The sequence below is a fragment of the Nonomuraea sp. ZG12 genome (genome assembly GCF_052068115.1).
Classification (GTDB): domain Bacteria; phylum Actinomycetota; class Actinomycetes; order Streptosporangiales; family Streptosporangiaceae; genus Nonomuraea.
The window spans coordinates 715,287-740,253 of sequence record NZ_JBQHCW010000001.1 but is presented as its reverse complement, the minus strand read 5'-3'; the positions used below and the strand labels follow the sequence as shown (position 1 = coordinate 740,253).

Annotated in this window: 23 protein-coding genes; 12 read left to right on the top strand and 11 right to left on the bottom strand. The window is 70.3% G+C overall.

Going from position 1 to position 24,967, the window contains the following annotated elements; all coding sequences use genetic code 11:
* Window positions 1-134 precede the first annotated feature (134 nt).
* Entirely contained in the window at window positions 135-1,280 is a 1,146-nt protein-coding gene (locus ACTMTF_RS03470) for a Fic family protein (protein WP_441109172.1), read from the bottom strand.
* A 139-nt stretch (window positions 1,281-1,419) separates the two neighbouring features.
* Entirely contained in the window at window positions 1,420-3,780 is a 2,361-nt protein-coding gene (lon, locus tag ACTMTF_RS03465; protein ID WP_441109171.1) for an endopeptidase La, read from the bottom strand.
* 174 nt (window positions 3,781-3,954) lie between these two features.
* On the opposite strand from lon, the gene ACTMTF_RS03460 reads away from it, so the two are divergent.
* The 5 genes from ACTMTF_RS03460 to ACTMTF_RS03440 all read left to right on the top strand — a co-directional run bounded on the left by ACTMTF_RS03460 (window position 3,955) and on the right by ACTMTF_RS03440 (window position 8,920).
* Window positions 3,955-5,220 (top strand): sensor histidine kinase, encoded by a 1,266-nt coding sequence (locus ACTMTF_RS03460; RefSeq protein ID WP_441109170.1) that lies wholly within the window; start codon window positions 3,955-3,957, stop codon window positions 5,218-5,220.
* Window positions 5,217-5,873: a response regulator gene (locus ACTMTF_RS03455; protein WP_397000302.1), complete on the top strand. Its 657-nt coding sequence runs from the start codon at window positions 5,217-5,219 to the stop codon at window positions 5,871-5,873. The genes ACTMTF_RS03460 and ACTMTF_RS03455 overlap by 4 nt, the downstream gene beginning before the upstream one ends.
* 31 nt (window positions 5,874-5,904) lie before the next feature.
* Complete coding sequence (locus tag ACTMTF_RS03450; RefSeq protein WP_441109169.1) at window positions 5,905-7,263, top strand: phenylacetate--CoA ligase family protein; 1,359 nt, start codon at window positions 5,905-5,907, stop codon at window positions 7,261-7,263.
* A 71-nt stretch (window positions 7,264-7,334) separates the two neighbouring features.
* Window positions 7,335-7,910 (top strand): flavoprotein, encoded by a 576-nt coding sequence (locus ACTMTF_RS03445; protein ID WP_441109168.1) that lies wholly within the window; start codon window positions 7,335-7,337, stop codon window positions 7,908-7,910.
* A 119-nt stretch (window positions 7,911-8,029) separates the two neighbouring features.
* Complete coding sequence (locus ACTMTF_RS03440) at window positions 8,030-8,920, top strand: alpha/beta hydrolase (protein ID WP_441109167.1); 891 nt, start codon at window positions 8,030-8,032, stop codon at window positions 8,918-8,920.
* 101 nt (window positions 8,921-9,021) lie between these two features.
* Here ACTMTF_RS03440 and ACTMTF_RS03435 read toward each other — a convergent pair whose 3' ends face one another.
* The 3 genes from ACTMTF_RS03435 to ACTMTF_RS03425 all read right to left on the bottom strand — a co-directional run bounded on the left by ACTMTF_RS03435 (window position 9,022) and on the right by ACTMTF_RS03425 (window position 11,607).
* Window positions 9,022-9,372 carry a DUF4180 domain-containing protein gene (locus ACTMTF_RS03435; RefSeq protein ID WP_441109166.1) on the bottom strand — a complete coding sequence of 117 codons (351 nt, stop codon included), beginning with the start codon at window positions 9,370-9,372 and terminating at the stop codon, window positions 9,022-9,024.
* Between the two features lie 307 nt (window positions 9,373-9,679).
* Entirely contained in the window at window positions 9,680-10,960 is a 1,281-nt protein-coding gene (locus tag ACTMTF_RS03430) for an alpha/beta fold hydrolase (RefSeq protein ID WP_441109165.1), read from the bottom strand.
* 245 nt (window positions 10,961-11,205) lie between these two features.
* Complete coding sequence (locus ACTMTF_RS03425; protein ID WP_397000312.1) at window positions 11,206-11,607, bottom strand: helix-turn-helix domain-containing protein; 402 nt, start codon at window positions 11,605-11,607, stop codon at window positions 11,206-11,208.
* 112 nt (window positions 11,608-11,719) lie between these two features.
* On the opposite strand from ACTMTF_RS03425, the gene ACTMTF_RS03420 reads away from it, so the two are divergent.
* The 5 genes from ACTMTF_RS03420 (at window position 11,720) to ACTMTF_RS03400 (ending at window position 15,776) form a co-directional block, all read left to right on the top strand.
* On the top strand, window positions 11,720-12,412 hold the full coding sequence (locus tag ACTMTF_RS03420) for an MBL fold metallo-hydrolase (RefSeq protein WP_441109164.1): 693 nt from the start codon (window positions 11,720-11,722) through the stop codon (window positions 12,410-12,412).
* Window positions 12,413-12,551: 139 nt separating this feature from the next.
* Window positions 12,552-12,914 (top strand): ClpX C4-type zinc finger protein, encoded by a 363-nt coding sequence (locus ACTMTF_RS03415; protein WP_441109163.1) that lies wholly within the window; start codon window positions 12,552-12,554, stop codon window positions 12,912-12,914.
* A 113-nt stretch (window positions 12,915-13,027) separates the two neighbouring features.
* Window positions 13,028-13,669 carry a heme oxygenase (biliverdin-producing) gene (locus tag ACTMTF_RS03410; protein ID WP_441109162.1) on the top strand — a complete coding sequence of 214 codons (642 nt, stop codon included), beginning with the start codon at window positions 13,028-13,030 and terminating at the stop codon, window positions 13,667-13,669.
* Between the two features lie 73 nt (window positions 13,670-13,742).
* The gene (locus ACTMTF_RS03405) at window positions 13,743-14,345 is read left to right on the top strand and encodes a TetR/AcrR family transcriptional regulator (RefSeq protein ID WP_441109161.1); all 603 of its coding nucleotides are present in this window, start codon (window positions 13,743-13,745) and stop codon (window positions 14,343-14,345) included.
* A gap of 33 nt (window positions 14,346-14,378) precedes the next feature.
* Window positions 14,379-15,776 (top strand): MFS transporter, encoded by a 1,398-nt coding sequence (locus tag ACTMTF_RS03400; RefSeq protein WP_441109160.1) that lies wholly within the window; start codon window positions 14,379-14,381, stop codon window positions 15,774-15,776.
* On the opposite strand, the gene ACTMTF_RS03395 is transcribed toward ACTMTF_RS03400, so the two are convergent.
* Window positions 15,758-16,987, bottom strand: a complete 1,230-nt coding sequence (locus ACTMTF_RS03395) for a cytochrome P450 (protein WP_441109159.1) — start codon at window positions 16,985-16,987, stop codon at window positions 15,758-15,760. The two genes, ACTMTF_RS03400 and ACTMTF_RS03395, sit on opposite strands and share 19 nt — an antisense overlap.
* Before the next feature lie 67 nt (window positions 16,988-17,054).
* On the opposite strand from ACTMTF_RS03395, the gene ACTMTF_RS03390 reads away from it, so the two are divergent.
* The gene (locus ACTMTF_RS03390; protein ID WP_441109158.1) at window positions 17,055-18,431 is read left to right on the top strand and encodes an FG-GAP and VCBS repeat-containing protein; all 1,377 of its coding nucleotides are present in this window, start codon (window positions 17,055-17,057) and stop codon (window positions 18,429-18,431) included.
* Here the strand turns inward: ACTMTF_RS03390 and ACTMTF_RS03385 are convergent.
* From ACTMTF_RS03385 to ACTMTF_RS03375, 3 genes are all read right to left on the bottom strand, one after another.
* Window positions 18,416-19,972 (bottom strand): alkaline phosphatase D family protein, encoded by a 1,557-nt coding sequence (locus ACTMTF_RS03385; RefSeq protein ID WP_441109157.1) that lies wholly within the window; start codon window positions 19,970-19,972, stop codon window positions 18,416-18,418. The genes ACTMTF_RS03390 and ACTMTF_RS03385 overlap by 16 nt on opposite strands.
* A gap of 161 nt (window positions 19,973-20,133) precedes the next feature.
* Window positions 20,134-20,718: an HAD family hydrolase gene (locus tag ACTMTF_RS03380; protein ID WP_441109156.1), complete on the bottom strand. Its 585-nt coding sequence runs from the start codon at window positions 20,716-20,718 to the stop codon at window positions 20,134-20,136.
* Window positions 20,715-21,545 carry a hypothetical protein gene (locus tag ACTMTF_RS03375; protein ID WP_441109155.1) on the bottom strand — a complete coding sequence of 277 codons (831 nt, stop codon included), beginning with the start codon at window positions 21,543-21,545 and terminating at the stop codon, window positions 20,715-20,717. Before ACTMTF_RS03375 ends, ACTMTF_RS03380 begins: the two co-directional genes overlap by 4 nt.
* Before the next feature lie 197 nt (window positions 21,546-21,742).
* On the opposite strand from ACTMTF_RS03375, the gene arfB reads away from it, so the two are divergent.
* Complete coding sequence (gene arfB, locus ACTMTF_RS03370; RefSeq protein WP_441109154.1) at window positions 21,743-22,150, top strand: alternative ribosome rescue aminoacyl-tRNA hydrolase ArfB; 408 nt, start codon at window positions 21,743-21,745, stop codon at window positions 22,148-22,150.
* A gap of 65 nt (window positions 22,151-22,215) precedes the next feature.
* Here arfB and ACTMTF_RS03365 read toward each other — a convergent pair whose 3' ends face one another.
* Window positions 22,216-22,749 (bottom strand): NADPH-dependent FMN reductase, encoded by a 534-nt coding sequence (locus ACTMTF_RS03365; RefSeq protein ID WP_441109153.1) that lies wholly within the window; start codon window positions 22,747-22,749, stop codon window positions 22,216-22,218.
* Window positions 22,750-22,985: 236 nt separating this feature from the next.
* On the bottom strand, window positions 22,986-24,965 hold the full coding sequence (locus ACTMTF_RS03360) for an ABC1 kinase family protein (RefSeq protein ID WP_441109152.1): 1,980 nt from the start codon (window positions 24,963-24,965) through the stop codon (window positions 22,986-22,988).
* Window positions 24,966-24,967: the final 2 nt, after the last annotated feature.

Sequence of the window (24,967 nt, the reverse complement as noted above, 5' to 3'; positions counted from 1 at the left end):
GGCATTCGCCGCCCCATACAGCCGCGACAGCACCCGGCGCCTCTGACGCCCCGGTCGTCCACGCGTGCCTCGTTCACGCCCGTGCTAACACCGTGCGCGGTCGGTCCTATTCCGGATAAATCCGGTGATGTGCCTCACTGTACGGTTTCGCGCTCCTGGTACGGATCCCGCAGCGGACGGGCTCGCTCGGCGAACCGGGCCTTGATCTCGGCCATCCGGGGGCCGGGGGCGTAGAAGCGGCCCTTGGTCTCGCCGTACGGTCGGACCCAGTTCTTGGCCGCGAGGTCGCGCAGATCCCGGGCGGCCTGGCCCTGGCTGAGGCCCTCGTCGGCCTGGTACCTGCTGCGGCGCAGCCTCCGGTTGACGAAGACCTCGTAGAGCGCCGAGACGCACCGGGTGTTGAGCCCGTCCGCATCGACCTGCTCTTCCAGGATGATCCAGATCTCCCCCGCCTGAGCCAGACGCTGGCGCACGCGCTGGGCCTGGAGGTGGTGAGCGCGCAGGCAGAATCTCACCCAGGAATGGGTGTTCGCGTGCGGCTTCCACGAGCCCCGCTGGACGTCACGCAGAGCACGGTAGTAGTCGACAGTGTTCTCGCCGGTGCCGAGCCACTCCTCGATCGAGGAGAACTCCGGCATCAGGATCTGGTCACGGCCGAGAAGCAGTGTCTGCAGCGCGCGTGACATCCGGCCGTTGCCGTCGCGCCACGGGTGGATCGACACCAGGTTGAAGTGGGCCATGGCTCCGCGCACATAGCTCGGCGCGTCAAGGTCGCCGGAGTTCAGCCAGGTGACCAGCTCGCCCAGCAGCCCGGGAACCTCCTCGAAGTCCGGGCCCTCGTACACCACTTCGCTGGTGGCGGAGTTGCGCACGTAGATGCCTCCGGGACGCAGCACGCCCGGGGTCTTGTCGCGGTGGTGACCGATCATCATGAAGTTGAGCGCGTTGAGCACTCCGATGTCGTAGCGGAACGCGGGGGCCCGCGAGAGGAGTTGGATGTAGGTGAGCGCCTGCTGGTAGCCGACGATCTCGCGCGTCACCGACATGGAGGTCTCCAGCGGCTCCTCCCCCGACATGATGGACTCGATGTCCTCGACGCTGGCCCGGTAACCCTCGATGGAGTTGGACCCCTGGATGGCGCGCGCCTGCAGCTGCCTGCGCAGCTGCCCGTCCCAGCGGTGGGCCTCGGCCAGGCGGTACTTCAGATCGCGTCGCATGTCCTCGATCTCGGCGAGCACGGCCTTGTCCGCTGCCTCAAGCGCAGGCGTTCCATAGAGCACGCGACCAAGTCAAGCATCAACGAATCATTCAGTCAAACGACAGGATGATTCGTACATATGCGTACAAGCTCTGATGGTGTCGGTGAGAACAGCGACACCCCGCCGCAGCGACGCTACGACGGGGTGCGCGTTCGGAGGGTCAGGCAGCGACAGTGGCCGCCACCTGGGCCGGGGCGAGGGCGATGTCCAGGACCTCGCGCACGTCGCTGACCGGGTGGATGGTCAGCTCGTCGCGGACCTCCTGGGGCACGTCGTCCAGGTCCGGCTCGTTGCGGGCCGGGATGAGCACCGTGGTGATGCCCGCCCGGTGCGCCGCGAGCAGCTTCTGCTTGACGCCGCCGATCGGCAGGACCCGCCCGGTGAGAGAGATCTCGCCGGTCATGGCCACGTCACCGCGGACCAGCCGTCCGGACAGGAGCGAGGCCAGCGCGGTCGTCAGCGTCACACCGGCCGAGGGGCCGTCCTTGGGCACGGCGCCCGCGGGGAAGTGGACGTGGACCGAGCGGTCCTTGAGCGCTGTGACCGGCAGCTCCAGCTCCGCGCCGTGCGAGCGCAGGTAGGACATCGCGATCTTGGCCGACTCCTTCATCACCTCGCCGAGCTGGCCGGTCAGCGTGAGCCCGGTCTCGCCGGTCTCCGGGTCGGCCAGCGACGCCTCCACGTACAGGACGTCACCGCCCGCGCCCGTGACCGCCAGGCCCGTCGCCACGCCGGGCACCGAGGTGCGCTGGGTGGCCTCGGGCAGCGACGACTCCGGCACGAACCGGGGGCGGCCGAGGTAGCCGACCAGCTCGTCCGCGCCCACCGTGACGGGCAGTTCGCCGGCGGCGGTCACCTTGCGCAGGATGCGGGCGATCGAGCGCTCCAGCGACCGGACTCCGGCCTCGCGGGTGTACTCGGCCGCCAGCCTGCGCAGGGCGTCCTCCTTGACCGTGACCTCCTCGGCCGTCAGCCCGGCCAGGTCCAGCTGCCGGGGCAGCAGGTGGTCGCGGGCGATGGCGACCTTCTCGTCCTCGGTGTAGCCGTCGAGGGTGACGATCTCCATGCGGTCCAGCAGCGGGCCGGGGATCGCCTCCAGGACGTTGGCCGTGGCCAGGAAGAGCACGTCGCTCAGGTCGAGCTCGACCTCGAGGTAGTGGTCGCGGAAGGTGTGGTTCTGCGCCGGGTCGAGCACTTCGAGCAGCGCCGCGGTCGGGTCGCCGCGGTAGTCGGCGCCGACCTTGTCCACCTCGTCGAGCAGCACGACCGGGTTCATCGAGCCGGCCTCGCGGATGGCGCGGACGATGCGGCCGGGCAGCGCGCCGACGTAGGTGCGCCGGTGGCCGCGGATCTCCGCCTCGTCGCGGACGCCGCCGAGCGCCACCCGGACGAACTTACGGCCCATCGAACGCGCGACGGACTCGCCGAGCGAGGTCTTGCCGACTCCGGGAGGTCCGGCCAGGGCGAGCACGGCGCCGCTGCGGCGGCCGCCCACCACGCCGAGCCCCTTGTCCTGGCGGCGCTTGCGCACGGCCAGGTGCTCGATGATGCGGTCCTTCACGTCGGACAGGCCCGTGTGGTCGGCGTCCAGCACCTCGCGGGCACCGGCGATGTCGTAGGTGTCCTCGGTCCGCTCGTTCCAGGGGATGTCGAGGACGGTGTCGAGCCAGGTGCGGATCCAGCCGGTCTCCGGGGACTGGTCGGAGGTCCGCTCCAGCTTGTCGACCTCCTTGAGCGCGGCCTCACGCACCTTGCCGGGCAGGTCCGCGGCCTCGACGCGGGCGCGGTAGTCCTCCTCCTCGGTCCCGGACGAGTCGCCGTTGAGCTCCTTGAGCTCCTTACGGACCGCGGCGAGCTGCTGGCGCAGCAGGAACTCGCGCTGCTGCTTGTCCATGCCCTCTTGGACGTCCTTACGGATCGTCTCGGCCACGTCCAGCTCGGCGAGGTGCTCGCGCGACCACTCGATCAGCTTGGCCAGCCGGTCGGCGGGGTCGGCGGCCTCCAGCAGCTCGACCTTCTGGCCGGTCGTCAGCCACGGCGTGTAGCCGGAGCTGTCGGCCAGGACCGACGGGTCGTCGATCTGGTTGACCTGGTCGACGACCTGCCAGGCGCCGCGCTTCTGCAAGATCGTGGTGGCCAGGGCCTTGTACTCCTTGGCCAGCTCCTGGGCGCGCTCGCCGGCGGCGACGACGTCGACCGTGCTGACCTCCACCCACAGCGCCGCGCCGGGGCCGGTCGTCCCGGTGCCCACGCGCACCCGGGTGACGCCGCGCACCACGGCGGCGGGCTCACCTCCGGGGAGCCTGCCGACCTGCTCGACCACCGCCTGCACGCCGACGGCGCCGTAGCGGCCGTCGATCCGGGGAACGAGAAGAACCTGCGGCTTGTTGAGACCGGATGCCTGGGCCGCGTCGATGGCGGCTCGCACCTCGGAGTCGGACAGGTCCAGGGGAACCACCATGCCCGGCAGGACGACAGCGTCATCCAGCGGCAGGACCGGAAGGATCAAGCTCTCACTCATGCGAACTCCAAAGGGTTGAGTTACATGGACTCAATTCATCAGAGCGCATGAATGTTCCCTTCATTGCCGATGTTCGCTCACAGCGATCGTAATCATGTAAGCGATACCTGAGAGTGAGGCCGGATCAGACCTGGGCCCGATGCGCCAGGACGTGCGCGCTCATAGCCTTGGCACGTGATCTCAGCGGTGGTGCAGCCCCTGTGGCTCGCGCTCTATCAGGGAGAGGCGGACCCGCCGCACCCTCGCGCCCGATGGCTGGCGCCCCGGACGCCACGCTGGCTGGCCCTGCTGCCGTCTCCCCGGCTGGATCTGGTTCAGACGGCCGGCCTGCTGCTGGCCGTGATCGCGTTCTTCATCACGTCCTCCCAGGCGGCCGGGTGGGACACCGCTTCCGGGAACGGCCCCTACCTCATGGCCGCCGCCGTGGCCCTGCCCATCGCGCTGCGCGACCGGTGGCCGCTGTGGGCGTGGCGGGCGGCCTTCCTCGCCCTGCCCTACTCCGTCTGGGTCACCTCCTCCATCGGCGTCCGGCCGGGTGATCCGCCCTACACGTTCCTGATGGCGGTGTCCTATCTGCTGGTGACGTATTCGGTGGCGGTGCGCTGCGAGCGGCGGATCACCGTGGCGGTCTGGGCCGCGAGCGTGCTGGCCGCCTGGATCATCCATCCCGACTCCATGGTCGTCGCCACGGTCCTGGTGACGGTCACCGTCCTGTTCGGCCACAACGTCCGGGTGCGCCGCAGCGCCACGGCCCAGCTGGTCGTGGAGGAGCGGCGCACGCAGGAGGCCATCGGCGCCCAGTCGGTGCTGGAGGAGCGCGCCCGGATCGCCCGCGAGCTGCATGACGTGGTCGCGCACCACATGTCGGTGATCGCGATCCAGGCCGAGGCGGTGCCCCTCAAGGCGGCGGGCGACCCGGCCCAGCTCGAAGCGGGCCTGGCCGACATCCGCGTCCTGTCGCTGGAGGCGATCGCGCAGCTCCGCCAGGTGCTCGGCGTCCTGCGCGATCAGGACGGCCGCACCGACACCACGCCCCAGCCCGGTCTCGACCGGGTGACGGAGCTGATCGCCAACGCGCGGGCCGCCGGGCTGGTGGTGCTGGCCAAGCTGCCCGGCTCGCTGGAGGGACTGCCGGCCGCGGTGGGCCTGTCGGCCTACCGGATCGTCCAGGAATCGCTGAGCAACGCCATGCGCCACGCGCCCGGTGCCACGGTCGTGGTCGACATCGGCCGCGACGACGGCGGCTTACGCCTGCACATCACCAACGGCCCCGGCGTCGCCCCCGCCGGCGCCCCGGGAGCCGGTCAGGGGCTGGTCGGCATGCGGGAGCGGGCGGCGTTGCTCGGCGGCACGCTCGACGCCGGGCCCGTGCCCGTGGGAGGTTTCCAGGTGACCGCGACACTGCCGGTGGACGGCACGACCCAACGGAGGTCCGGGTGATCCGGGTGCTCATCGCCGACGACCAGGGCATGGTGCGGACCGGGTTCACCGTGTTCCTGGGCGGCCAGCCGGACATCCAGGTGGTCGGCGAGGCGGCCGACGGCCGGGAGGCGGTCGAGCGGGCGATCGAGCTGGCCCCGGACGTGGTGCTGATGGACGTGCGGATGCCGGTCATGGACGGGCTCGAGGCCACCAGGCGGCTGCTGTCGTCCGGTGTGCCGTCGAAGGTGCTCATCCTGACCACCTTCGACCTCGACGACTACGTCTACGCGGCGCTGCGGGCGGGTGCCAGCGGGTTCCTGCTCAAGGACGCCTCCGCCGTGCAGCTCGCCGAGGCCGTGCGCGTGGTGGCCTCCGGTGAGGCGCTCATCGCGCCGGCGGTGACCAAGCGACTCATCCACGAGTTCGCCAAGCTGGGCCGGCCACGCACGCCCGACACCCGGCGGCTGGGCGAGCTGACCGAGCGGGAGACCGAAGTGCTCAGCCTGGTCGCCCAGGCCATGTCCAACCAGGAGATCGCCGGCAAGCTGGTGCTGGCCGAGCAGACCGTCAAGACCCATGTGGGGCGGGTGCTGATGAAGCTGGGGTTACGCGACCGGGCTCAGGCGATCGTCTTCGCGTACGAGACCGGCCTGGTGCGGCCAGGCGAGTGACTGCCGCCGATCGCGGCCGTACAGTCGGCTGATGGACGTGGTCAAGCTGTTCCATGAGGTGGTGGACAGGGTGCCGGCCTATCGGGCGTTCCTGGCCGAGCACCACATCGATCCCCGACAGGTCACGACATTTCAGGACTTCGTGGGATTGCCGATGACGACCAAGGACGGCTACACGCGCCGCCATCCCCTGCCCGACCTGTGCCGCGACGGAGTGATCGGCGACATCGTCGCGGTGTCGTCCGGCTCCACCGGGGAGCCGTCGTTCTGGCCGCGCTCCGCCGCCGACGAGCGCGTCATCGCCGCCCGCTTCGAGGAGATCTTCCGGGACTCCTTCCACGCCCGCGACCGACGCACCCTCGCCGTCGTCTGCTTCGCCCTCGGCACCTGGGTCGGCGGGCTGTTCACCGTCAACTGCTGCCGCCACCTGGCGGAGCTCGGCTACCCGATCACCGTGGTGGCGCCGGGCAGCGACCGGCGTGAGATCCTGCGCGTCATCCCCCAGCTCGCGCCGCACTTCGACCAGGTGGTCCTGCTCGGCTACCCGCCGTTTCTCAAGAACATCGTCGACTCCGGTTTCCCCTGGTCCGGCTACGACCTCAAGCTGGTGACCGCCGGCGAGGTCTTCAGCGAGGAATGGCGCACGCTCGTGGCCTCCCGGGCGGGCATCGACGATCCGCTGCGCGGCATCGCCTCCCTGTACGGCACCGCCGACGCGGGCGTGCTGGGCAACGAGACTCCGCTGTCGGTGCGGATCCGCCGCTTCCTGGCCGACCGCCCGGCCACGGCCAAGGAGCTGTTCGGCGAGTCCCGGCTGCCGACGCTCGTGCAGTACGACCCCGAGGTGCGCTTCTTCGAGGAGCACCAGGGCACACTCCTCTTCACCGGCGACAACGGCATCCCGCTGATCCGCTACCACATCGCCGACGAGGGCGGGGTGATCCCGTACGAGCGCATGCTGTCGTTCGTCCGGGAGCACGGGCTCGACCCATCGACCCCCGGCCCCGAACGTCCCTTCGTGTACGTCTTCGGGCGCAGCCACTTCACCGTGTCCTACTACGGGGCGAACGTCTACCCGGAGAACATCGCGGTCGGGCTGGAGCAGCCGGAGGTCAGCGCGCTGGTGACGGGCAAGTTCGTGCTGGAGGTGGAGGAGGACGCGGGGCGCGACCGGCACCTGACGGTCACGGTGGAGCTCGCGCCGGGCGGGAAGCCGTCGCAGGAGACGGCCCGGATCGTGGGGGCGTCCATCCTGGAGCAGTTGCTCCGGCTCAACAGCGAGTTCGGGCACTATGTGCCGCAGGCACAGCAGGCGGCGGTCATCCGGCTGCGGGAGGCGGGGGACGCCGACTACTTCCCTCCGGGCGCCAAACACCGCTACACCCGCTGACCGGCGCTCCCCGGGTTCTCGCCCTGATGACCGTTCTCCTGCCGTCCAGCGGAGTGAGCTTGAATACCTGCATGAACGCCCCAGGTCACCCCATGCTCTACCCAGGTCGCCCCGTGCTCTACATCGTCGTCTGTGCGACCCCGCGCGCCCGCGTCATCGGCGAGCTCGTCGAGTCGGTCGTGCGACGCGGGTGGGCTCCGTACGTGATCGCCACGCCGCAGGCGATGAAGTTCATCGACAGCGACGCTCTCGCCGAGCTGACCGGTGCCCCTGTGCGTCACGAGTACAAGAGTCCCGACGCGCCGGATGTGCTTCCCGATCCCGACGCCGTTCTCGTGTGCCCGGCATCGTTCAACACGATCAACAAGTGGGCGGCCGGCATCAGCGACACCCTGGCCCTCGGGCTGATCACCGAAGCCATCGGGATGGGCCTGCCGCTCATCGCCGCCCCGGCCGTCAACAGCGCCCAGGCCGCCCACCCGGCCTTCGAGCGCAACGTCGACACGCTCCGGGCCGCCGGGGTCGTCATGCTGTACGGCCCCGGAATCTGGGAACCGGCACCACCACGCAGCGGCGGTGCGCCGTTCGATCAGGAGCTCGCGCTTACCGCTCTGGACGAGGTTCGTGACAGGCTGGGCTCGCTGTAGCTCCGAGATGCCGCGGCTGTCGTCCACCTGCTGACGGGTGTGTCACCCTCAGGTATCACGTGAAAGATCAGACCCAGCGGTGACGCGGGTTACATGATCGAATTCGTAGTTTCGACGCCATGCGTACCCGCCGTGGAGTCCTTGGAGTGCTCGCCCTCGCCACGCTCGTTCTCGCGCCCGCGCCGCCGGACGGGCGGCTGGTGAAGGTCTTCGGCGACCCCGCGACGGCGGACCGGGTGGCGATCATCGTGCCTGGCGCGGACGTCACGGCGGAGACGTTCGACACGGGCACCCACCGGCCCGGCGGCTCGGCCCGCGCCCTGCTGGCCGAGGCGGCACGGCTGGCATCCGGCCGGCGGCTCGCCGTGGTGGCCTGGCTCGGCTACGACTCGCCGCCGAGCGTGAGCGTGGACGTGGTGCTGGACACCTCGGCCGCCGAGGGAGCGGCGGCCCTTCGCGAGACGGTCTCGGCCCTGCGTGAGCGGACGATGGCGCCGATCGCGTTGCTGTGCCACAGCTACGGCTCGGTGGTGTGCGCCAAGGCCTTGCCAGGTCTTCCGGTGAGTGATCTGGCCGTGTTCGGGAGCCCTGGCCTCGAAGCCCCTTCCGCCACGGCTCTCGCCCGCCGCCGGCCACCCACGACCGCCACCTTGACCAGCACATCCGCCGCCTCTCCCCCACTGCGGCACGGGACGGGGCCTGGCCCCCTGCAGTACTGGGCGGGGCCTGGCCCGCTGCGGCACTGGGCGGGGCCGGGCGCTCCCCCGGTGCGGCTCTGGGCAGGGCGGGGAGGTGACGACTGGATCAGATTCGTGCCCAAGATGAAGTTCGGCCCTCTGGGCTTCGGCACCGACCCGATGGATCCCGGCTACGGCGCGCGGATCTTCGAAGTGGGTCCGGGCGGCCACAGCGACTACTTCGAGCCGGGCACCCCTTCCCTGCGCAACCTCACCCTGATCGCCCTGGGCAGGCCCGACGAGGTGACCCGTGCACCGGGCGGCGGAGTGTGAGGTGGCTACCGGCCCTACCTCGGGCTTTACCTAGGGGTCGGGGTCGGGCTCGGGCTCGGGCTCGGGCTCGGGGCTCGGGCTCGGGCTCGGGCGAGCCTGGCTCATTCGTCCTCGTTACCGGCCAACCGCTGCTCAAGCTCCGCCAGATCTGCGACGAACCAGATCTGCCGCCCACGGTTCGCCTCGCGGACCCAGTCCCGGAAAGACGAGCTTGCAGCGATATGTTCGGAAATATCGCCCATGACGACGAGGCCACGCCGATAGTTGGCGAACTTCCCGACGAACTCTCCCGCGACCCTCGTACTCAAACGCCAGAAATCCTGGTGCAGCCGCTCAGCGGGGACAACGACCCACTGGACGCGCCGATACGTCGCCTCGCCGATCAGGTCGAGCGCATCCTGCTCACTGCGCAACGGGTGACCCTGCGACTCGCAGATGAAGGTTTCGGACATGGGGTACTCCTCAGATGTCTAGCTCGACCGCTTACGACTGGCGGCGGCAGTTGGGGGCGTAGGCCCTGGCTGGGACCTCGCGGGTTGCGGGGGAATCAGGCGGACCCTCGTACGAGCGACTGCGACTGGGTTACAGATATTCACGTGGGTCGGCTTGCGGGGTTTTCTTGGAAGCCTGCTTCACGGGTTATCACGGGGAAAGTGCATCCCCGATGCGCCGTACATCATCGCGCCGTACATGATCTGAACTGCGCCGGGAGCGACGCGCGCCTATGGCGGCGCAGTGAGGGCTGCATCGAGAGCGGTGCTAGGCATGGGCGTGCTCCGTGAGGAAGCCGATGATTGCTTCCGTCTGGTTCGGGAGGTAGTGACCCCCGTCGGGGATGTAACGGACGGTGGCGTGCGGCGCGGTTTCAGTGATGCGGCGGCGGGTGCTGCTGGAATCGAGAAAGGCGTCGCGACCGCCGACGATCACCAGCAGGGGCATGGTCAGTCGCCGCAGGGCCTCGTCATCGAAGATGGGCAGACGGCCCTGCCGGGGGCGGAAAGAACCGTTGATCAAGAGCATGAAGTCACCGAAGTCTCCGGCCGGAGATGAGGTTGAGGCGGGTCTGGAGACGGAGGCGGACTCTGCTCCGAAGCCCGAACGGGATCCAGGCACGGGCGCGGAGGCGTGTCCAGTTGCCGAGGCAGCCCCACACCCAGATGCAGCGGGGCCGGCCGCGGTGGCGGCAGCGGGTTCAGGCAGAGGCCTGGAGGCGTCCCCGACCGCAGAGGCAACCCCACGGGATGCAGGGACACCCCCAGAAGCGGTAGCAGGCCCAGACGCAGATCGGGAGACATACTCCACCGCAGAGGCGGGCCGAGAATGAGGCGCGGACCCGGCTGCGGAGGCGGCAACGCGGTCGGGGGTGCGGGCTGTGGTGGAGCCGGATGGAGGGCTCGGAGGCGAGGCACTGGTGACGGTAGATGCGGGACCGGGAGGGGCTGGGGTGGAGCTGGGAGGAAGGGTTGGGGTGGAGGTGGAGGTGGGGCCGAGGAGGAGGTGGATGGCTTTGGCGCGGCCCCAGCGGCCGAGTGGCTTCAGCAGCATGGCCACCATCAGCTTGCCCCAGAGCTGGGCTCCGATCCCGCTGGGGCATTGGAGCGCCAGTCGTTCGACCTTGTCGGGGTGGCGGGTGGCGTAGTCGAGGGCCATCCAGCCGCCGAGTGACACGGCGACCATCCTCGTCCGCTGGATGTCCAGAGCATCCAGCACCTCCTCCAGCCAGCGGGCGTAAGCGTCTGAGGTCATGGGGGGACGGGACGGCGCGCTCAGGCCCGGCTCGCCGATGAGGTCGATGGCGTACACCCGGAAGTGGCGGGCGTAGCCGACGACGTCGGTCAGCCACATGGCGCTGTTGGCGACGGAGCCGTGCAAGAGCACCAGCGGAGGGGCGTCGGACGGTCCGCAGGCGATCACGAAGGTCTCGCCCTGCGCGGTGGGCACGTGCAGGTGCTCGGCGGGCACCGGCCAGCGGGCCAGGAACTCGCGATAACGCTTCTCGACGGCCCGCCTGCCACCCTCGGTCTTGTAGATCTCCGCCATCTCTTCGCTCTCTTGGTCCTCTCCCCTCGCCGAGTGGTGGCTAAGGGGACATGGTCATTGCTGCAACGGCTCGCTCACCCTGCAGGGCCGGCGCGCCCTCAGGGTCCGCTGCCTCGCGTGGTCGGTACGGCGTCGAGTAGGCCGGCCGGCCGATTCGCCGGCTCGCGTGGTCGGCACGGACTCGGCGGCTCGATGTCTGGGTGGGCTGCGGGGGCTCGGTGGCCGGATGAGGTGGGGCGGCATGGTCACTGTCTGATGAGGGCGTCGATAAGGCGGAATACCTGGGCGGAGGTCTCCAGGTCGCCCAGGATGACGATCTTCAGGTTGGCGCGTTCCTCGTCGTAGACGAGTTCGACCCGGATGCCGGTAGGGCGGCTTGCCAGGGAGCCCAGGAGCATGGTGCTCAGGCGGTCCATCTCGGCACGGTCGATGCCGTCGATCCGCACGATGCTGGACGCTTCGACGTGCCGGGACGGGGCCTGAGGTGAGACAGGTTGCCCGGTGAACGCCTCCAGGTCCTGGCGGGCGATCCGGTACTGCTTGCCGATCTTGACGGCTTTGAGCCGGCCGTCGCGCACATAGTTGCGGACGGTCTTGACGTGAAGGCCGAGGAGGTTCGCAGCCTGCTCGACGGTGTATTGGTGCATGACATTCCTTAATGTACCGCATGAAGGTGACGATAGGGATGGATAGGGAAGGGGACTGTGCCCAGAGCGAAGTCGCCGTGCTCAGGGCCGACCGGGGACGTACGTTGCGGGGATGAAGCTCGTCGAGGTGACACCCCATCTGCATCTGCTCCACTTCGCCGTCGGGCACGCCTATCTGTGGCACGAGCGCGACGCCCTGACGCTCATAGACACGAGCACGCCCGGCTCGGGCGGCGACATCGAGGGCGCCATCCGGTCGCTCGGCTTCACTCTCGGCGACCTGAAGCGGGTCATCGTGACGCACGGGCACGAGGATCATCATGGCGCGCTCGCGGAGATCGCCGCCGACGCGACGGTGATGGTCCATCGGGCCGACGCGCCGGTCGTCCGGGGACAGGCCGTACAGCAGCTGCCCGAGCGCGCGGACATGCCCGACTGGGAGCGGGAGATCTTCGACGGCCTGCCCCCGATCCCGCCGGTGCCGCCCTCCCGCGTCGACCAGGAGCTTTCGGACGGTGACGTCATCGACTTCGGCGGCGGCGCGGAGGTGATCTCCATCCCCGGCCACACCGACGGCAGCGTCGCCATCCATGTGCCGGCCCATCGGCTGCTGTTCGCCGGCGACACCATCGCCCACGTGGACGGGCGGATCATGCTGGGGGTCTTCAACGCCGACCGCCCGAAGGCGATCACGTCCTTCCGGCGACTGGCGGAGCTCGACCTCGCCCTGGTCTGCGTCGGCCACGGCGACCCGATCACCGGCGACGCCTCGGCCGGACTCCGCCAGGTGGCCGCCACCCTCTGACCCGACAGCCCGGACGACAGGGAGTCGCGTCCGCAGCATGCGGTGCGCCTGCGCATGCCGAGGGCGCCTTGTCAGGACTGGCCTGACGGCCTACCATCAACACGTCAGGCCAACCCTGACAACCCCCCAAGGAGGCCAGATGCCCGCCCCTTCCCTGACCGACCAGCAGATCCACTGCTCGTTCTGCGCCAAGTCCAAGACCGAGGTGGACAAGGTGATCGCCGGCCCCGGCGTCTACATCTGCAACGAATGCGTGCACCTGTGCGACGCCATCCTGCAAGCACCGCCCGCCGAACCCGAGATCCCCTGGCTCGACAGCATGACCGACCAGGACATCCTCGACTTCCTGCCGCGCGTCGCCACGGTGAGCGCCCAGGTCGACGCCAACCTTCAGGTCTGGGTGGGCAGGGCGCGCGACCGTGGCATCACCTGGGCCCGTATCGGCGCGGCCCTGGGCATGGCGCGGCAGTCGGCCTGGGAGAGGTTCTCCGGCGAGGAATGACCATAGGCTCAACGGGCACCTTCATGACATGGTGTCGTCATCGGCTTGACGGGGCCCAAACGGGTTTGTGACACTGTGTCATGAAACATCCGTACGAACCCTAAGGTGCAGCCGTGACCTCGTTCTCCGAGACCTTGAGAAACGCCACCTGGGGCGAGCACGAGGCCGCCGAAGGTGAGAGTTACCTGTCGGAGCTGATGGGCGGGCGGCTGACCGAGCGGGAGTACGGCGAGATGGTCGCCCAGCACTATTTCGCCTACGTCGCCCTCGACGGCGTGTCCCGCAGACTGAGCGATCACCCGGTGGCGGGACGGTTCGTCTTTCCCGAGCTCTACCGGGAGGAGGCGCTGGAGCGGGACCTGGTGAAGATCTACGGGCCGGGCTGGCGCGACCGGATCGCCCCGTCCAAGGCCACGCGGACCCTGGCGGCCCGGATCGAGCAGATGGCCGACTGGCCGGGCGGCTACATCGCCCACCACTACACCCGCTATCTCGGCGACCTGTCCGGCGGGCAGTTCATCCGGATGGAGCTGGAGAAGATCTACGGCTACCAGCCGGGCGGCGGCGTCGACTTCTACCTCTTCGACCAGGTCAGAAGCCTGCCCAGGTTCAAGGACGAGTACCGTTCCCGGCTGGACGCGCTGGCGCCGGACGAGCGGGAGCAGCAGCGGATCATCCGCGAGGTGAAGCTCGCCTACCAGCTCAACACCGAGGTCCTGACCGAACTGCTGCACGTGGTGCGGGCCCCCGCCTAAGGACACAGCCTGAGAACACAGCCTGGCAACCAGCCTAAGGACACAGCCTGAAGGCACGGCCTACCATGAAGCCATGCCCCGGATCTCCGCAGCCACCATCGGCGAGCACCGCGCCCAGACGCGTGACCGCATCCTGCAGGCGGTCTCGCGGCTGTCGAGGGTGCAGGGCATCGACACGATCTCGCTGACGGACGTGGCGCACGAGGCCGGGATCACCAGGACCGTCCTGTACAACTACTTTCCGGACAAGGCGGCGCTGCTGCTGGCGTTCACCGAGCGGGTGACGCGCTACTTCATCGACAGCTACGAGCAGGGCCTGCCCGAGGGCGCCTCGCCGGCCGATCGGCTGCGGGTGTTCGTGCGGCTGCAGCTCGACGGGCTGCTGGCGCATCCGCATCCGGGCGCGGCCGACCTGAGCGCGGCCCTGGGGCCCGCCGCCTACCAGCAGCTGGCCGAGCACGTGGCGCCCATGCAGCGGATCCTGATCGACATCCTCGACAGCGGTGCCGCGTCGGGTGAGTTCCAGGTGCTCGACGTGGCCGCCACCGCGCGCATGATCATGGCGTTGATCGGCGCGGAGCGGGTGCCGCTGATCAGCGGGGCGGTGACCGTCGACCGGGCCACCGAGCTGGTGTCGGCGTTCGTCCTACGCGCCCTGGGCGCACCACCCGCCTGAGGGCCATCCCCCTGGGGTGGCAGGATTGCCCTCATGGCAAACGGTCACATAGAGCTCAAATCAGCACAAGGCCGGTGGATTCTGGCTGCCACCGTGCTGGGGTCCGGTCTCGCCATGCTCGACAGCACGGTGGTGAACGTCGCCCTGCCCTTTCTCGGTACCGAGCTCAACGCCGGCATGGCCGGCCTGCAGTGGACCGTCAACGCCTACACGCTGACGCTCGCCGGGCTGATCCTGCTGGGCGGCTCTCTCGGCGACCGTTACGGCCGGCGCAAGGTCTTCCTGATCGGCACGATCTGGTTCGCGCTCGCCTCGGCGCTCTGCGGGATGGCGCCGAACATCGAGTTCCTCATCGCCGCGCGCGCCCTGCAGGGCGTCGGCGGCGCGCTGCTGACACCGGGCTCGCTGGCGATCATCCAGGCCTCCTTCCACCGGGGTGACCGGCCGCGGGCGATCGGCGTCTGGTCGGGGCTGGGCGGAGTGGCGAGCGCGGTCGGGCCGCTGCTCGGCGGGATGATGGTGCAGACGATCGGCTGGCGGTGGGCGTTCCTCATCAATCTGCCGTTCGCGGTGCTGGTCGTGCTGGTCACGGCAAGGCATGTGCCGGAGAGCAGGGACGAGCTGGTAACGGGCCGCTTCGACGTGCTGGGCTCGCTGCTGGCCGCGCTGTCGCTGGCCGGCGTCACCTACGGGCTGATCCAGTTCGACGCGCCGGCGCCGCTGATCGCGGGCATCCTGCTGGGGGTGGCGTTCGTGGTGGTGCAAGTGCGCAGGTCGCCTGACGCGCTGGTGCCGGTGGGGATGTTCCGCGATCGGGTGTTCACGGCCGTGAACGTGGTCACACTGATCATGTACGGCGCGATGGGCGTGGCGTTCTTCCTGCTGGCGGTGCAGTTGCAGGTGGTGTCCGGGTTCTCGCCGGTCGCGGCGGCCTCGGCGTTGCTGCCCGCCACGCTGCTGATGCTGCTGCTGTCGGCGCGGGCCGGGGAGCTCGCCAAGCGCGTCGGGCCGCGCTGGCCGATGACGGGCGGCATCCTGCTGGTGGGCGTGGGGCTGCTCTGGATGAGCACGATCGGTCCTGACGCGTCGTACCTGCTGCTGGTGCTGCCCTCGGCGACGGTGTTCGGGCTGGGGCTGTCAGCGGTGGTGGCGCCGCTCACCGCGACCGTGCTGGCCAGCGCCGACGATCGTTACGCCGGTACGGCCAGTGGCGTGAACAACGCGGTGGCCAGGACCGGCGGGCTGCTCGCGGTGGCCGCCGTGCCGCCTGTGGTGGGGCTGGTCGGGGACGCCTTCCAGAACGCGCCGGTGTTCGACGCCGGGTTCAGGACGGCCATGCTGATCAGCGCGGCCATGATGGGGGTGGCGGCGCTGATCACGGTCGTCACGGTCACGACGAACGTCCTGGACCCTCAGAACGTGAACGCCTGACTGCGGACGCTGTTGTCGAAGTTGGACACCAGCAGCTCGGGCTCGCCGACCGAGCGGATGTCGGGCAGCCGGGTCAGCAGTTGCCGGAACATGGCCCGCATCTCCTGCCTGGCCAGGTTGGCCCCCAGGCAGAAGTGCGGGCCAGGACCGCCGAAGCCGACATGCGGCTTGGTGTCGCGGGTGATGTCGAAGGCGTCGGCGTCGGGGAAGACCGTCTCGTCGCGGTTGGCCGAGCCGTAGAAGAGCACGACCTTGTCGCCCTTCTTCAGCTCCAGGCCGCGCAGCTCGTAGTCCCTGGTCAGGGTGCGGCGGAACTGCATGATCGGTGAGACGTGGCGGACCATCTCCTCGATCGCGTTGCCGATGTGGGCGTCGAAGTCGCTCATCAGGAGCTCGCGCTGCGCCGGGTTGTCGGTGAGGAGCTTGATGCCGTGGGCCATGGTGTTGCGGGCGGTCTCGTTGCCCGCGACCAGCAGCAGCGAGAAGAACGAGCCGAGCTCGCGGTCGCTGAGCTTCTCGCCGTCGGGGTTGGCGGTCACCAGGAGCGAGACGAGGTCGCCCTTGGGGTCGGCGGCGCGCTCCTGACCCAGCTTGATCACCATGCGCTGGAGGGCGAGCAGGGCCAGCATGTTCTGGCCGGCGAGCTGGACGGTGCGGGCCAGGCTGGTGCGGACGCCGGTGTAGGCGGTGGAGACGTCGACGTGCTGGTGGACCTTGGCCCGCCAGGCCTGCGGGATGTCCAGCATGTCGCAGATGACGTGGATCGGCAGCCGGGCCGCGACCTGGGTGACGAAGTCGCGCGGGCCGTCCTTGATCACGTCGTCGACGATGCCCGCGCACGCGTCGTCGATGTCGGACTGCAGGCCGGCGAGCATCTTCGGGCTGAACGAGCGCGTGACGATCCGGCGCAGCCGGGCGTGCCGCGGGTCGTCCATGTTGACCATGGACTCGCCGAACACCTGCTTGACCCAGGAGGGCGGCTCCGGGTTGGTGGCGGCCGGCTCACTGGAGAAGACCGCGGCGTTACGGCTGGCCTCGACCACGTCAGCGTGCCGGACCAGGGCGTAGAAGCCGGACCCTGACCGGAGGAGCGGCACCTTCTTCTCCGGGAAGAACACCGGTTGCTCCCGCTGCCGGAGACTGGCGAACGCTTCGCGACGTTCTTTCGGGGGCTTACGCCAGAAATCCAGATCTGCGAGATCGATGTGCACGCGCCTATCGTGGCACGTTCCTGCAGCGTTTAAACACTGTTCGGTCGGCCCGGAAATTACTAGAGGTATGAACGTACCGCTTGCCGCTGTTCTGATCCTCCCCCTTCTGACCGGTACGACACAGTCACCCTCCGCTCAGTGCGGCGGCGGGCCTTCGGACTTCGACGGCGACGGCCGCCCCGACGTGGCGGTGGCCGCGCCGTACGACGACCGGCGGGCCGGTTCGGTGACGATTCTGTACGGCTCTGGGGAGCGGGTGAAGCTGACCCAGGACGAGCCCGAGCCGGGCGACGCGTTCGGGGCGGCGCTGGCCGTGGGCGACTTCGACGGGGACCGCTGCTCCGACCTGGCCGTGGGGGTGCCGGAGGAGTTCGCGGGCGATCGGGTGCCGGGCGCGGACGGCAACGGCGTCGTCCAGCTCTACCACGGGTCGACCGGCGGGCTGCGGCCCGGCAAGGAGCTCGCCCTGGCCAAGCCGTCGAGCGACCGGTTCGGCGCGTCGCTGGCGGCCGGCGACCTCGACGGGGACGACCGGGACGAGCTCGCGGTCGGCGCTCCCGGGCTCCGCTCCGGCGGTGGCGTCACGCTCTACTGGATGAAGGGGCGTAAGCCGTACCAGATCACGCAGAAGACGCGCTGGGTGCGGCAGACGGCGCGGATGACGGACCAGTGGGGCGAGGCGGTCGCGACCGGCGACTTCGACGGCGACGGGCGCGACGAGCTGGTGGTCGGCGCGCCGTCCGACAGCGTGACGATGGACGGGCAGGGCTCGGCGACCGTGCTGGACCTGCGGCGTGAGTCGGCGCTCCGGATCACGCAGAGCTCACCGGGGATCGGCGGCTCCGCGGAGAAGTGGGACGCCTTCGGGGCGGCGCTCACGACCGGCGACTTCGACGCCAACGGCCGCGACGACCTGGTCATCGGCGTCCCCGGCGAGGGGCTGACCGCCAACCAGCGCGCCATGGACTACGGCGACGGCGCCCTGCACGTGCTGTACGGGACCAGGCGGGGGCTGGGCGGCGCCCGGTCGGAGATGTGGACGCAGCGGCTGCTCAAGGGCACGCCACGCTACTACGACCGGTTCGGCGCGTCACTGGCCGCCGGGGACTTCAACGGCGACGGCGACGACGAGCTGGCCGTCGGGGTGCCGGGCGAGAACGCCGTCCAGGTGCTGGCGGCGGCGCCCGCCGGTGGGCTGACACGGCACGGGGACCTGCTGATCAAGGGCAAGGGGTCCTCGGTGTCGGCGCTGCGCGCCTCCGGCGGCTACCAGGCCCTGTCGAAGCGGCCGCCGCTCTACGGGCTGGTGGTGGCGGCGCCCGACAAGGGCGTGGTGACGTACGTGCCGGGGGCGCGTGAGCCGGGGGCGCGCGCGGGGCTGCGGCCGGGCAAGGCCCGCCGGCTCGGCACCGGTGAGGGGCTGTACGGTTACGCGCTCGGCTGAGCACCGGCGGCGGCCGGGCCCGTGATGGCCGGGATGGTGACCCGGTGCGAGGTGCGGGCCCGGTCGCCCCGGCGGGAGATGCGGTCCAGGGTGCGGAAGTCCACCGACAGCTCGTCGCGGTCGAGGCGTGCCATGATGTAGCCCCGGCGCTGGTCGATGTAGGAGATGTGCGGGTTCTCCGCGATCGACTCGGCGATCCAGGTCTTGTCCCGGTAGCCGTCGCCGTCGCTGGCGATCGACGTGGCCACCAGTTCCTTGGCCACCACGGGCGAGTCCGGGTCGTCGAAGTCGGCCTTGAGGTCGGCGAGGTGGTGCATGTGCGCGTCACCGGTGAGGACGACCGGGTTGGCGGTGTGCGACAGCGACTCCATCAGGCGGGTGCGCTCGGGAGCGTAGCCGTCCCAGGAGTCCAGGTTCACCTCCCGGCCAGGGCCGCGCTTGTAGTCGCGGTGGGTCATGATGATCTGCTGGCCGAGCAGGTTCCAGCGGGTGCCGGAGCCGCGCAGCCCCTCCTCCAGCCAGCGCCACTGGCCGGCGCCGAGCAGGGTGCGGTCGGTGGACAGCCGCTCGTCGCAGCCGCCGCGCACACCGTCGTCGCAGGCCTGGTCGTCGCGGAACTGGCGGGTGTCGAGCAGGTGGAAGCGCGCCAGGGAGCCCCAGGAGACGCGCCTGTTGAGGTTGAGCCCGGCCCCGCGCAGGGTGGCGCGGCGCAGCGGCATGTTCTCGTAGTAGGCGCGGAAGGCGGCGGCCCTGCGCCGCTCGAAGGCCGGCGCGCCGGTGCTGGAGACCGGGCCGGCCCAGTTGTTCTCCACCTCGTGGTCGTCGAAGGCGACCAGCCACGGGGCCGCCGCGTGCGCCGCCTGGAGGTCGTGGTCGCTCTTGTACTGGGCGTGCCGCAGCCGGTAGTCGGCGAGCGTGGCGCACTTGCCCGGCGTGTGCGTACGGACCCGTCCGGCCAGCGCGGTGTAGCCGCTGGGGCCGTACTCGTACATGTAGTCGCCGAGGAACACGATCAGGTCAGGCTCCTGCTCGGCGAGGCGGCGGTAGGCGGTGTAGTAGCCGTGCTCGTAGTGGGCGCAGGCGGCGACGGCGAACGCGAGCGGCGTCTGGGAGCGCGCGTCCGGGGTGGTCCTGGTGCGTCCCTCGGGCGACAGCCGGCCCTCGCTCCGGAAGCGGTAGAAGTACTCGCGCCCCGGCTGCAGGCCGGACACCTCGACGTGGACGCTGTGGGCGTCGCGCGCGCGGGCGGGGACCGTACCGGATTTGACGATCTTGGAGAAGCGTTCGTCGGTGGAGACCTGCCAGTCGACGTCGGCGTCGCGGGAAGGCATGCCGCCGCGGCCGGCGCCGCCGAGCGGGTCGGTCGCCAGGCGGGTCCAGAGCACGAACCCGTCGGTGCCGGGGTCCCCTGAGGCCACGCCGAGCGTGAACGGGTCGGCTCGCAGGGTTCGCGAGGAGGCGGAGGCTGGGCGCGTTCCGGTCAGCGGGGCGGGCAGGACGAGCCCGGCGCCCGCGGCCGTGAGGAAGGATCTGCGGTCCATGCTCCAGGTATGTCCGGCCCCTCCGACCCGGCCATGACAGCGGGGTCAAGGGCAGGTGAACAGCGTCAGTCGTCCTCGCCGAGCAGCCGCGGAGGCCGTCCCCTTCCCGCTCAGCGGCCTCAGGAGGCCGCCAGGTCCCCTCTCAGCGTCGTCTCGGCGTCTCAGCGTCGTCTCAGAGCCTCGCGCAGGGCTTCGGCGCCGGTGTGGTGAACGCCGGTCATGCCCGCCGCCTCGGCGCCCGCGACGTTCTCCGGGCGGTCGTCGACGAAGACGACGTCGGCGGGGTCGGCGCCGAGCTCCCGCGCCACCTCTTCGTAGATCTTCCGGTCCGGCTTCACCAGGCCCATCCTGGCGCTGTAGAAGCGGCGCGGGATGGCGGCGATCCAGGGCAGCTCGTCCAGGCCGTCGGCGACGCAGGCGGGCGCGTTCGACAGCAGGGCGACGTCGCGGCCGGCGGTCAGGAGCTCGTCCAGGAGGGCGACCGTGCCCTCGTCGGGGTGGGCCCAGCTCGCCACGTCCATCGCGATCAGGCCGTCGAGCTCGGCGCCGGTCACCGGCCTGCCGGCCACCAGCGACCAGTAGTCCGCCGGGGTCAGGGAGCCGGCGTCGAAGGCCAGGCGGTGCTGCCAGTAGCGCTGGTCGAACACCGCCGGGCCGACACCGGCCGCGCGGGCCATCGCCTCGGCGTCGGCGGCGGGCTGGCCGAGGGACAGGACGTTGCCGTAGTCCAGGAGGATCCAGTTCACCCCAGGAATGGTCGCAGATGCGGGTGCAGGGCCGGGCAGCCGAGGTACTTCTCGGCGGTGTGGAAGTCGATCCAGTCCAGGTTGACCAGCTCTTCGACGTCGACGCCGGTGAAGCTGCCCGCCAGGGCGGGCGGGATGGCGGCGATGTCGTCCTTGTCGGCGATATTCACCCAGCGCCGCACGCCCTTGGGGCGCTCGCCCCGGCCGTTGATGGGGGCGGGCAGCAGGCGCTCGAAGACGACGTTGCGCATGCCGAGCGGGCTGCCGAGGGTGAGCAGCAGGTCGACCTCGAGCTCCGGGTGGGCCCAGAAGGTCTCGTAGGCGACGACGCTGCCCAGGGAGTGCGCGATCACGACTTTAGGCTGATTTTTCCGGATAACCTCGGCTACGGCCTGCCTAGCTTGCTCCCGCTTCTCCTGGTCGGCCAGGTAGACGGCCACCTCCGGCGCGAACAGCTCGGCGAACGCCGCCGACCTGCGGTCGAGCCTGGTCAGCAGCCAGCCGGTGAACGACCTGAGCGCTCCCGTGAAGTGCTCGCCGAAGCCCAGGTTGGCGGCCCAACCGGCGAGCACCTGCTGGGTGGACGCCTCCATCGCCGCGACCCGCCGCGGATCGTCGCCGCCCTCGTCCTCCGCGAGCAGGTGGGAGAAGTACGCCACCTCGCTGAAGTAGTCGCGCGCCTGTCCGCCGAGGGAGGCGTGCAGGTAGCGGTCCCATTTGAGGCGCATCGCCTCCGCCGCCCCGGCGACCGAGCGGCCGGCGTCGAGGTAGTAGTTGTACTTGCCGATCCCGTGCACGCCGACGATGCCCGCCGTACTGCCCGCCACAGTGACTCCCTGCCTGAAAGGTCTTCCGCCCCGTAGTTTCCGCGCGATATTGGCATACGCCGCTCGGGTTCGGCCGTCAAGCTGAACTCTCCCGCACAGGTGGCTGTATACGGAAATGCTGTTGCTCACCGCATATGTCGTACAGATACGGTGAGACTCACTTACGAGGGATATTTCAGGATCAGGAGCACCTTGCCATGCCCGGCCCGCTGGTCGTCAACGCCTCGGTCGTCATCCCCGACGCCGAGCTCGTCTGGCGTTTCTCCCGCTCATCCGGCCCCGGCGGCCAGGGCGTCAACACCACCGACAGCCGGGTCGAGCTCACCTTCGACGTGGCGGCGAGCACCGCGCTCTCCCCGGCGCTGAAGGCCAGGGCGCTGGAGCGGCTCGGCACTCCCGTGATCACCATCGCCGCCTCCGAGTACCGCTCCCAGCTGCGCAACAGGGAGGCGGCCGAGCAGCGGCTGGCCCAGCGCGTCCGTGAGGCCATCGCGCCGCCGCCCAAGCGCCGCCGCCCCACCAAGCCGAGCCGCGGCGCGGTCGAACGCCGCATCGCCGGCAAGAAGCGCCGCTCCGACCTCAAGCGCCTGCGCCGCGACCTCTGAGGCCCGCTGTCACCCCACCCGGCACCGTCAGCAGGCGCGTCATCCGGCACCCTCAGCCGGCGCTGTCACCCGGATAGGACCGGCTCCCTGATCTGCGCCGGGCAGAGCTGGGAGATCACCTCGCGCACCTGGGCGCGCAGCTCGCGGGCCCACAACCGGCCGTCGTCGTCGAAGTGCGGGCAGACCGGCGAGATGACGAGCTCCGCCCCCATCACCACGGCTCCCGCCGCCATCAACTCCTTGTAGAGCTCCGCCTGGGCCCACATGGCCCCGCAGGCCCGCGCGCTGGCGCACATGACGGCCACGTGCCGGCCCGCCAGCCCGCCGCCCGCCGACATCCACGACAGCGTGTGATCCAGCTCGGGCGGCAGCAGGCTGTGCTCGGGGGCGGTGAGCACGATCGCGTCCGCCTCCTCCACCAGGCTGATCAGCTCGCGCACCACGGCGGGCACCGGACCCGGCCCGTAGGGCGGCACCTCGCCCAGGCCCCGCCACGCCTCGAAGCCGACGCCGGGCGGCAGCTCACCGCGCACCGCCTCCAGCAGTCTGTTGACGTACGAGCCCGCGTGCAGGCTGGCGGCGATTCCGATGACCCTCATCCGGCACCCACGGCGGAGGGAAGGGCGAATCCGGTTGTGCACATCTTGTTCCCTCTCGTTCCAGTGAACGACATACGCACTGCATGGCGTCGATTGGGGGGAGTCACTGCGCCCACGACTCCCCCGAGGGATGCGGGCCGGTAGTCGGAAACCTGCCCGATGCCGTGGATGTCCAAGACCATCCACAGGTCAAGAGGATGTACGAGCTTGTCGACCTATGCCCGAGCCGCCCTGGATTACGCCACCGCGCCGTGGGGCTCGGCGTCGCGGGGACGACGGAAGATCAGGACGAGCACGCGCAGCACGAGGATGGCGCAGATCACCAGCAGGTTGTAGCCGATGAGCTCGAACAGGCTCATGTCGAGCTCGTCGCTCACCCGGGGCCCGCCGTCGGTGCCGAGCAGCAGGACCGCCATCAGCCCCGCGGTGGCGCCCAGCACGGTGAGCAGCACCTGGTGCAGCAGGCCGGTCACGAAGCGGCGGTCGCGGTCGTCGGCGAGCAGGCGCACGTTGAACCCGAGGCGGCCGTGCTCGGCGGAGCTGGCGATGCGCTCCACCCGCCGGGGCAGGCGGCGCAGCATGGGGATCAGGGCGGCGAGCTCCTGGGTGGCGGCCTCCTTGAGCGTGCCGCCGTCGAGCTTCTCGGACAGGTGACGGCCGGCGAACGCGCGGGCCTCCCCGATCAGGTCGAAGCCGGGCGAGAGCCGTACGAGCGTGCCTTCGAGCGTCGCCAGCGCCCGGAAGACGGCGGCGACCTCGGGCGGGATCGACAGCCCGTACGCAGAGACGATCTTGAACAGGTCGGTGAACATCTGGACGCTGTTCATGCCGGGCCCGAGGTTCCTGGCCATGAACTGGCCGAGCGCCCGCTCCAGCGCGGCCTCGTCGATCTCCTCCGGCCGGGGCACGACCTCCAGCAGCGCGTCGGTCACGCCGAGCGGGTCCTGCCGGTTCATGGCCAGCAGGAAGCGCTGCAGGGCCGAGCGGATGGCGGCGTCGAGACGGCCGACCGAGCCGAAGTCGAGCAGGCCGAGGCTACCGTCGTCGAGCAGCATGAGGTTGCCGGGGTGCGGGTCGGCGTGGAAGACGCCTTCCACGAGGATCTGCCTGAGCAGGCAGTCCAGCAGGTCACGGGCGAGCTGCGGCCCCTGCTCGGCGGAGGCCGTGGTCACCGGCCCGCCCGTCAGGCGCTGCATGACCAGCACGCGCTCGGTGCACAGCGGGCCGACCGGGGCCGGGTAGGTGACGCCGCCCCCGTTGGTGGCGGCGACGGCCGCCATGTTGGCCGCCTCGACGCGGAAGTCCAGCTCTTCCCTGATGGCGACCGCGAAGCCCTCAGCCAGGTCGCGCACGCCGAGCGAGCGCCCCCACCGGGTCCTGGACTCCAGCGTGCCGGCCAGCCGCCGGACGATGTCGAGGTCGCGGTCCACGGTCGGGCCGAGGCCCGGCCGCTGCACCTTGACCACCACGCTCTCGCCGGTGTGCAGGCGCGCGGTGTAGGCCTGCGCGATCGAGGCGGCGGCCAGCGGCTCGGTGTCGAACGCGGCGAACACCTTGTCCACCGGCCCGCCGAACTCGGCGGCGAGCACGGGCTCGATCCGCTCCCAGGGGACCGGCGCAACCTGGTCCTGCAGAAGGCCGAGCTCGTCGATGAACTCGGCCGGCAGCAGGTCACGCCGGGTGGACAGCACCTGCCCGAGCTTGACGAAGGTGACGCCCGCCTCGTCCAGCGCCTGGCGCAGCGAACGGGCCAGCCGGACCTTGCCCGGCCGGTCCGCCAGGCGCTCGCCCCGGCCGCGCAGGTAGGGGCCGAGCCCGTGCCGGACGGCGATCCTGGTGATCTGGGAGTAGCGCCTGGCGCGGGAGATCCGGCCGCGCAGCGACCGGAAGAACTCCAGCGGTCCCGGGATCGAGCCCGGCGGCACCAGCGCCTCGGCGAGCACCAGGATGACCATCGGGATGAGCACGACGCACATCACGACGAGGAACAGCACCCACATCGGCCCGATGCCGGGGTCGGCCTCCACCCCGGTGCCGGCGAACGAGCCGAGGATCGGCGACAGCAGCGGCCCGGCCAGGGCGAAGGCCAGCAGCGCCGCCAGGAAGGTGCGGATCGCCCCGAATCTGACGCCGAGCAGTCGCTGTGCCGCCGTGGCCAGCGCCACGATCATCACTAACGCGCCAAGTGCGACGACCAGCGTGACAGGAGCATCCATAG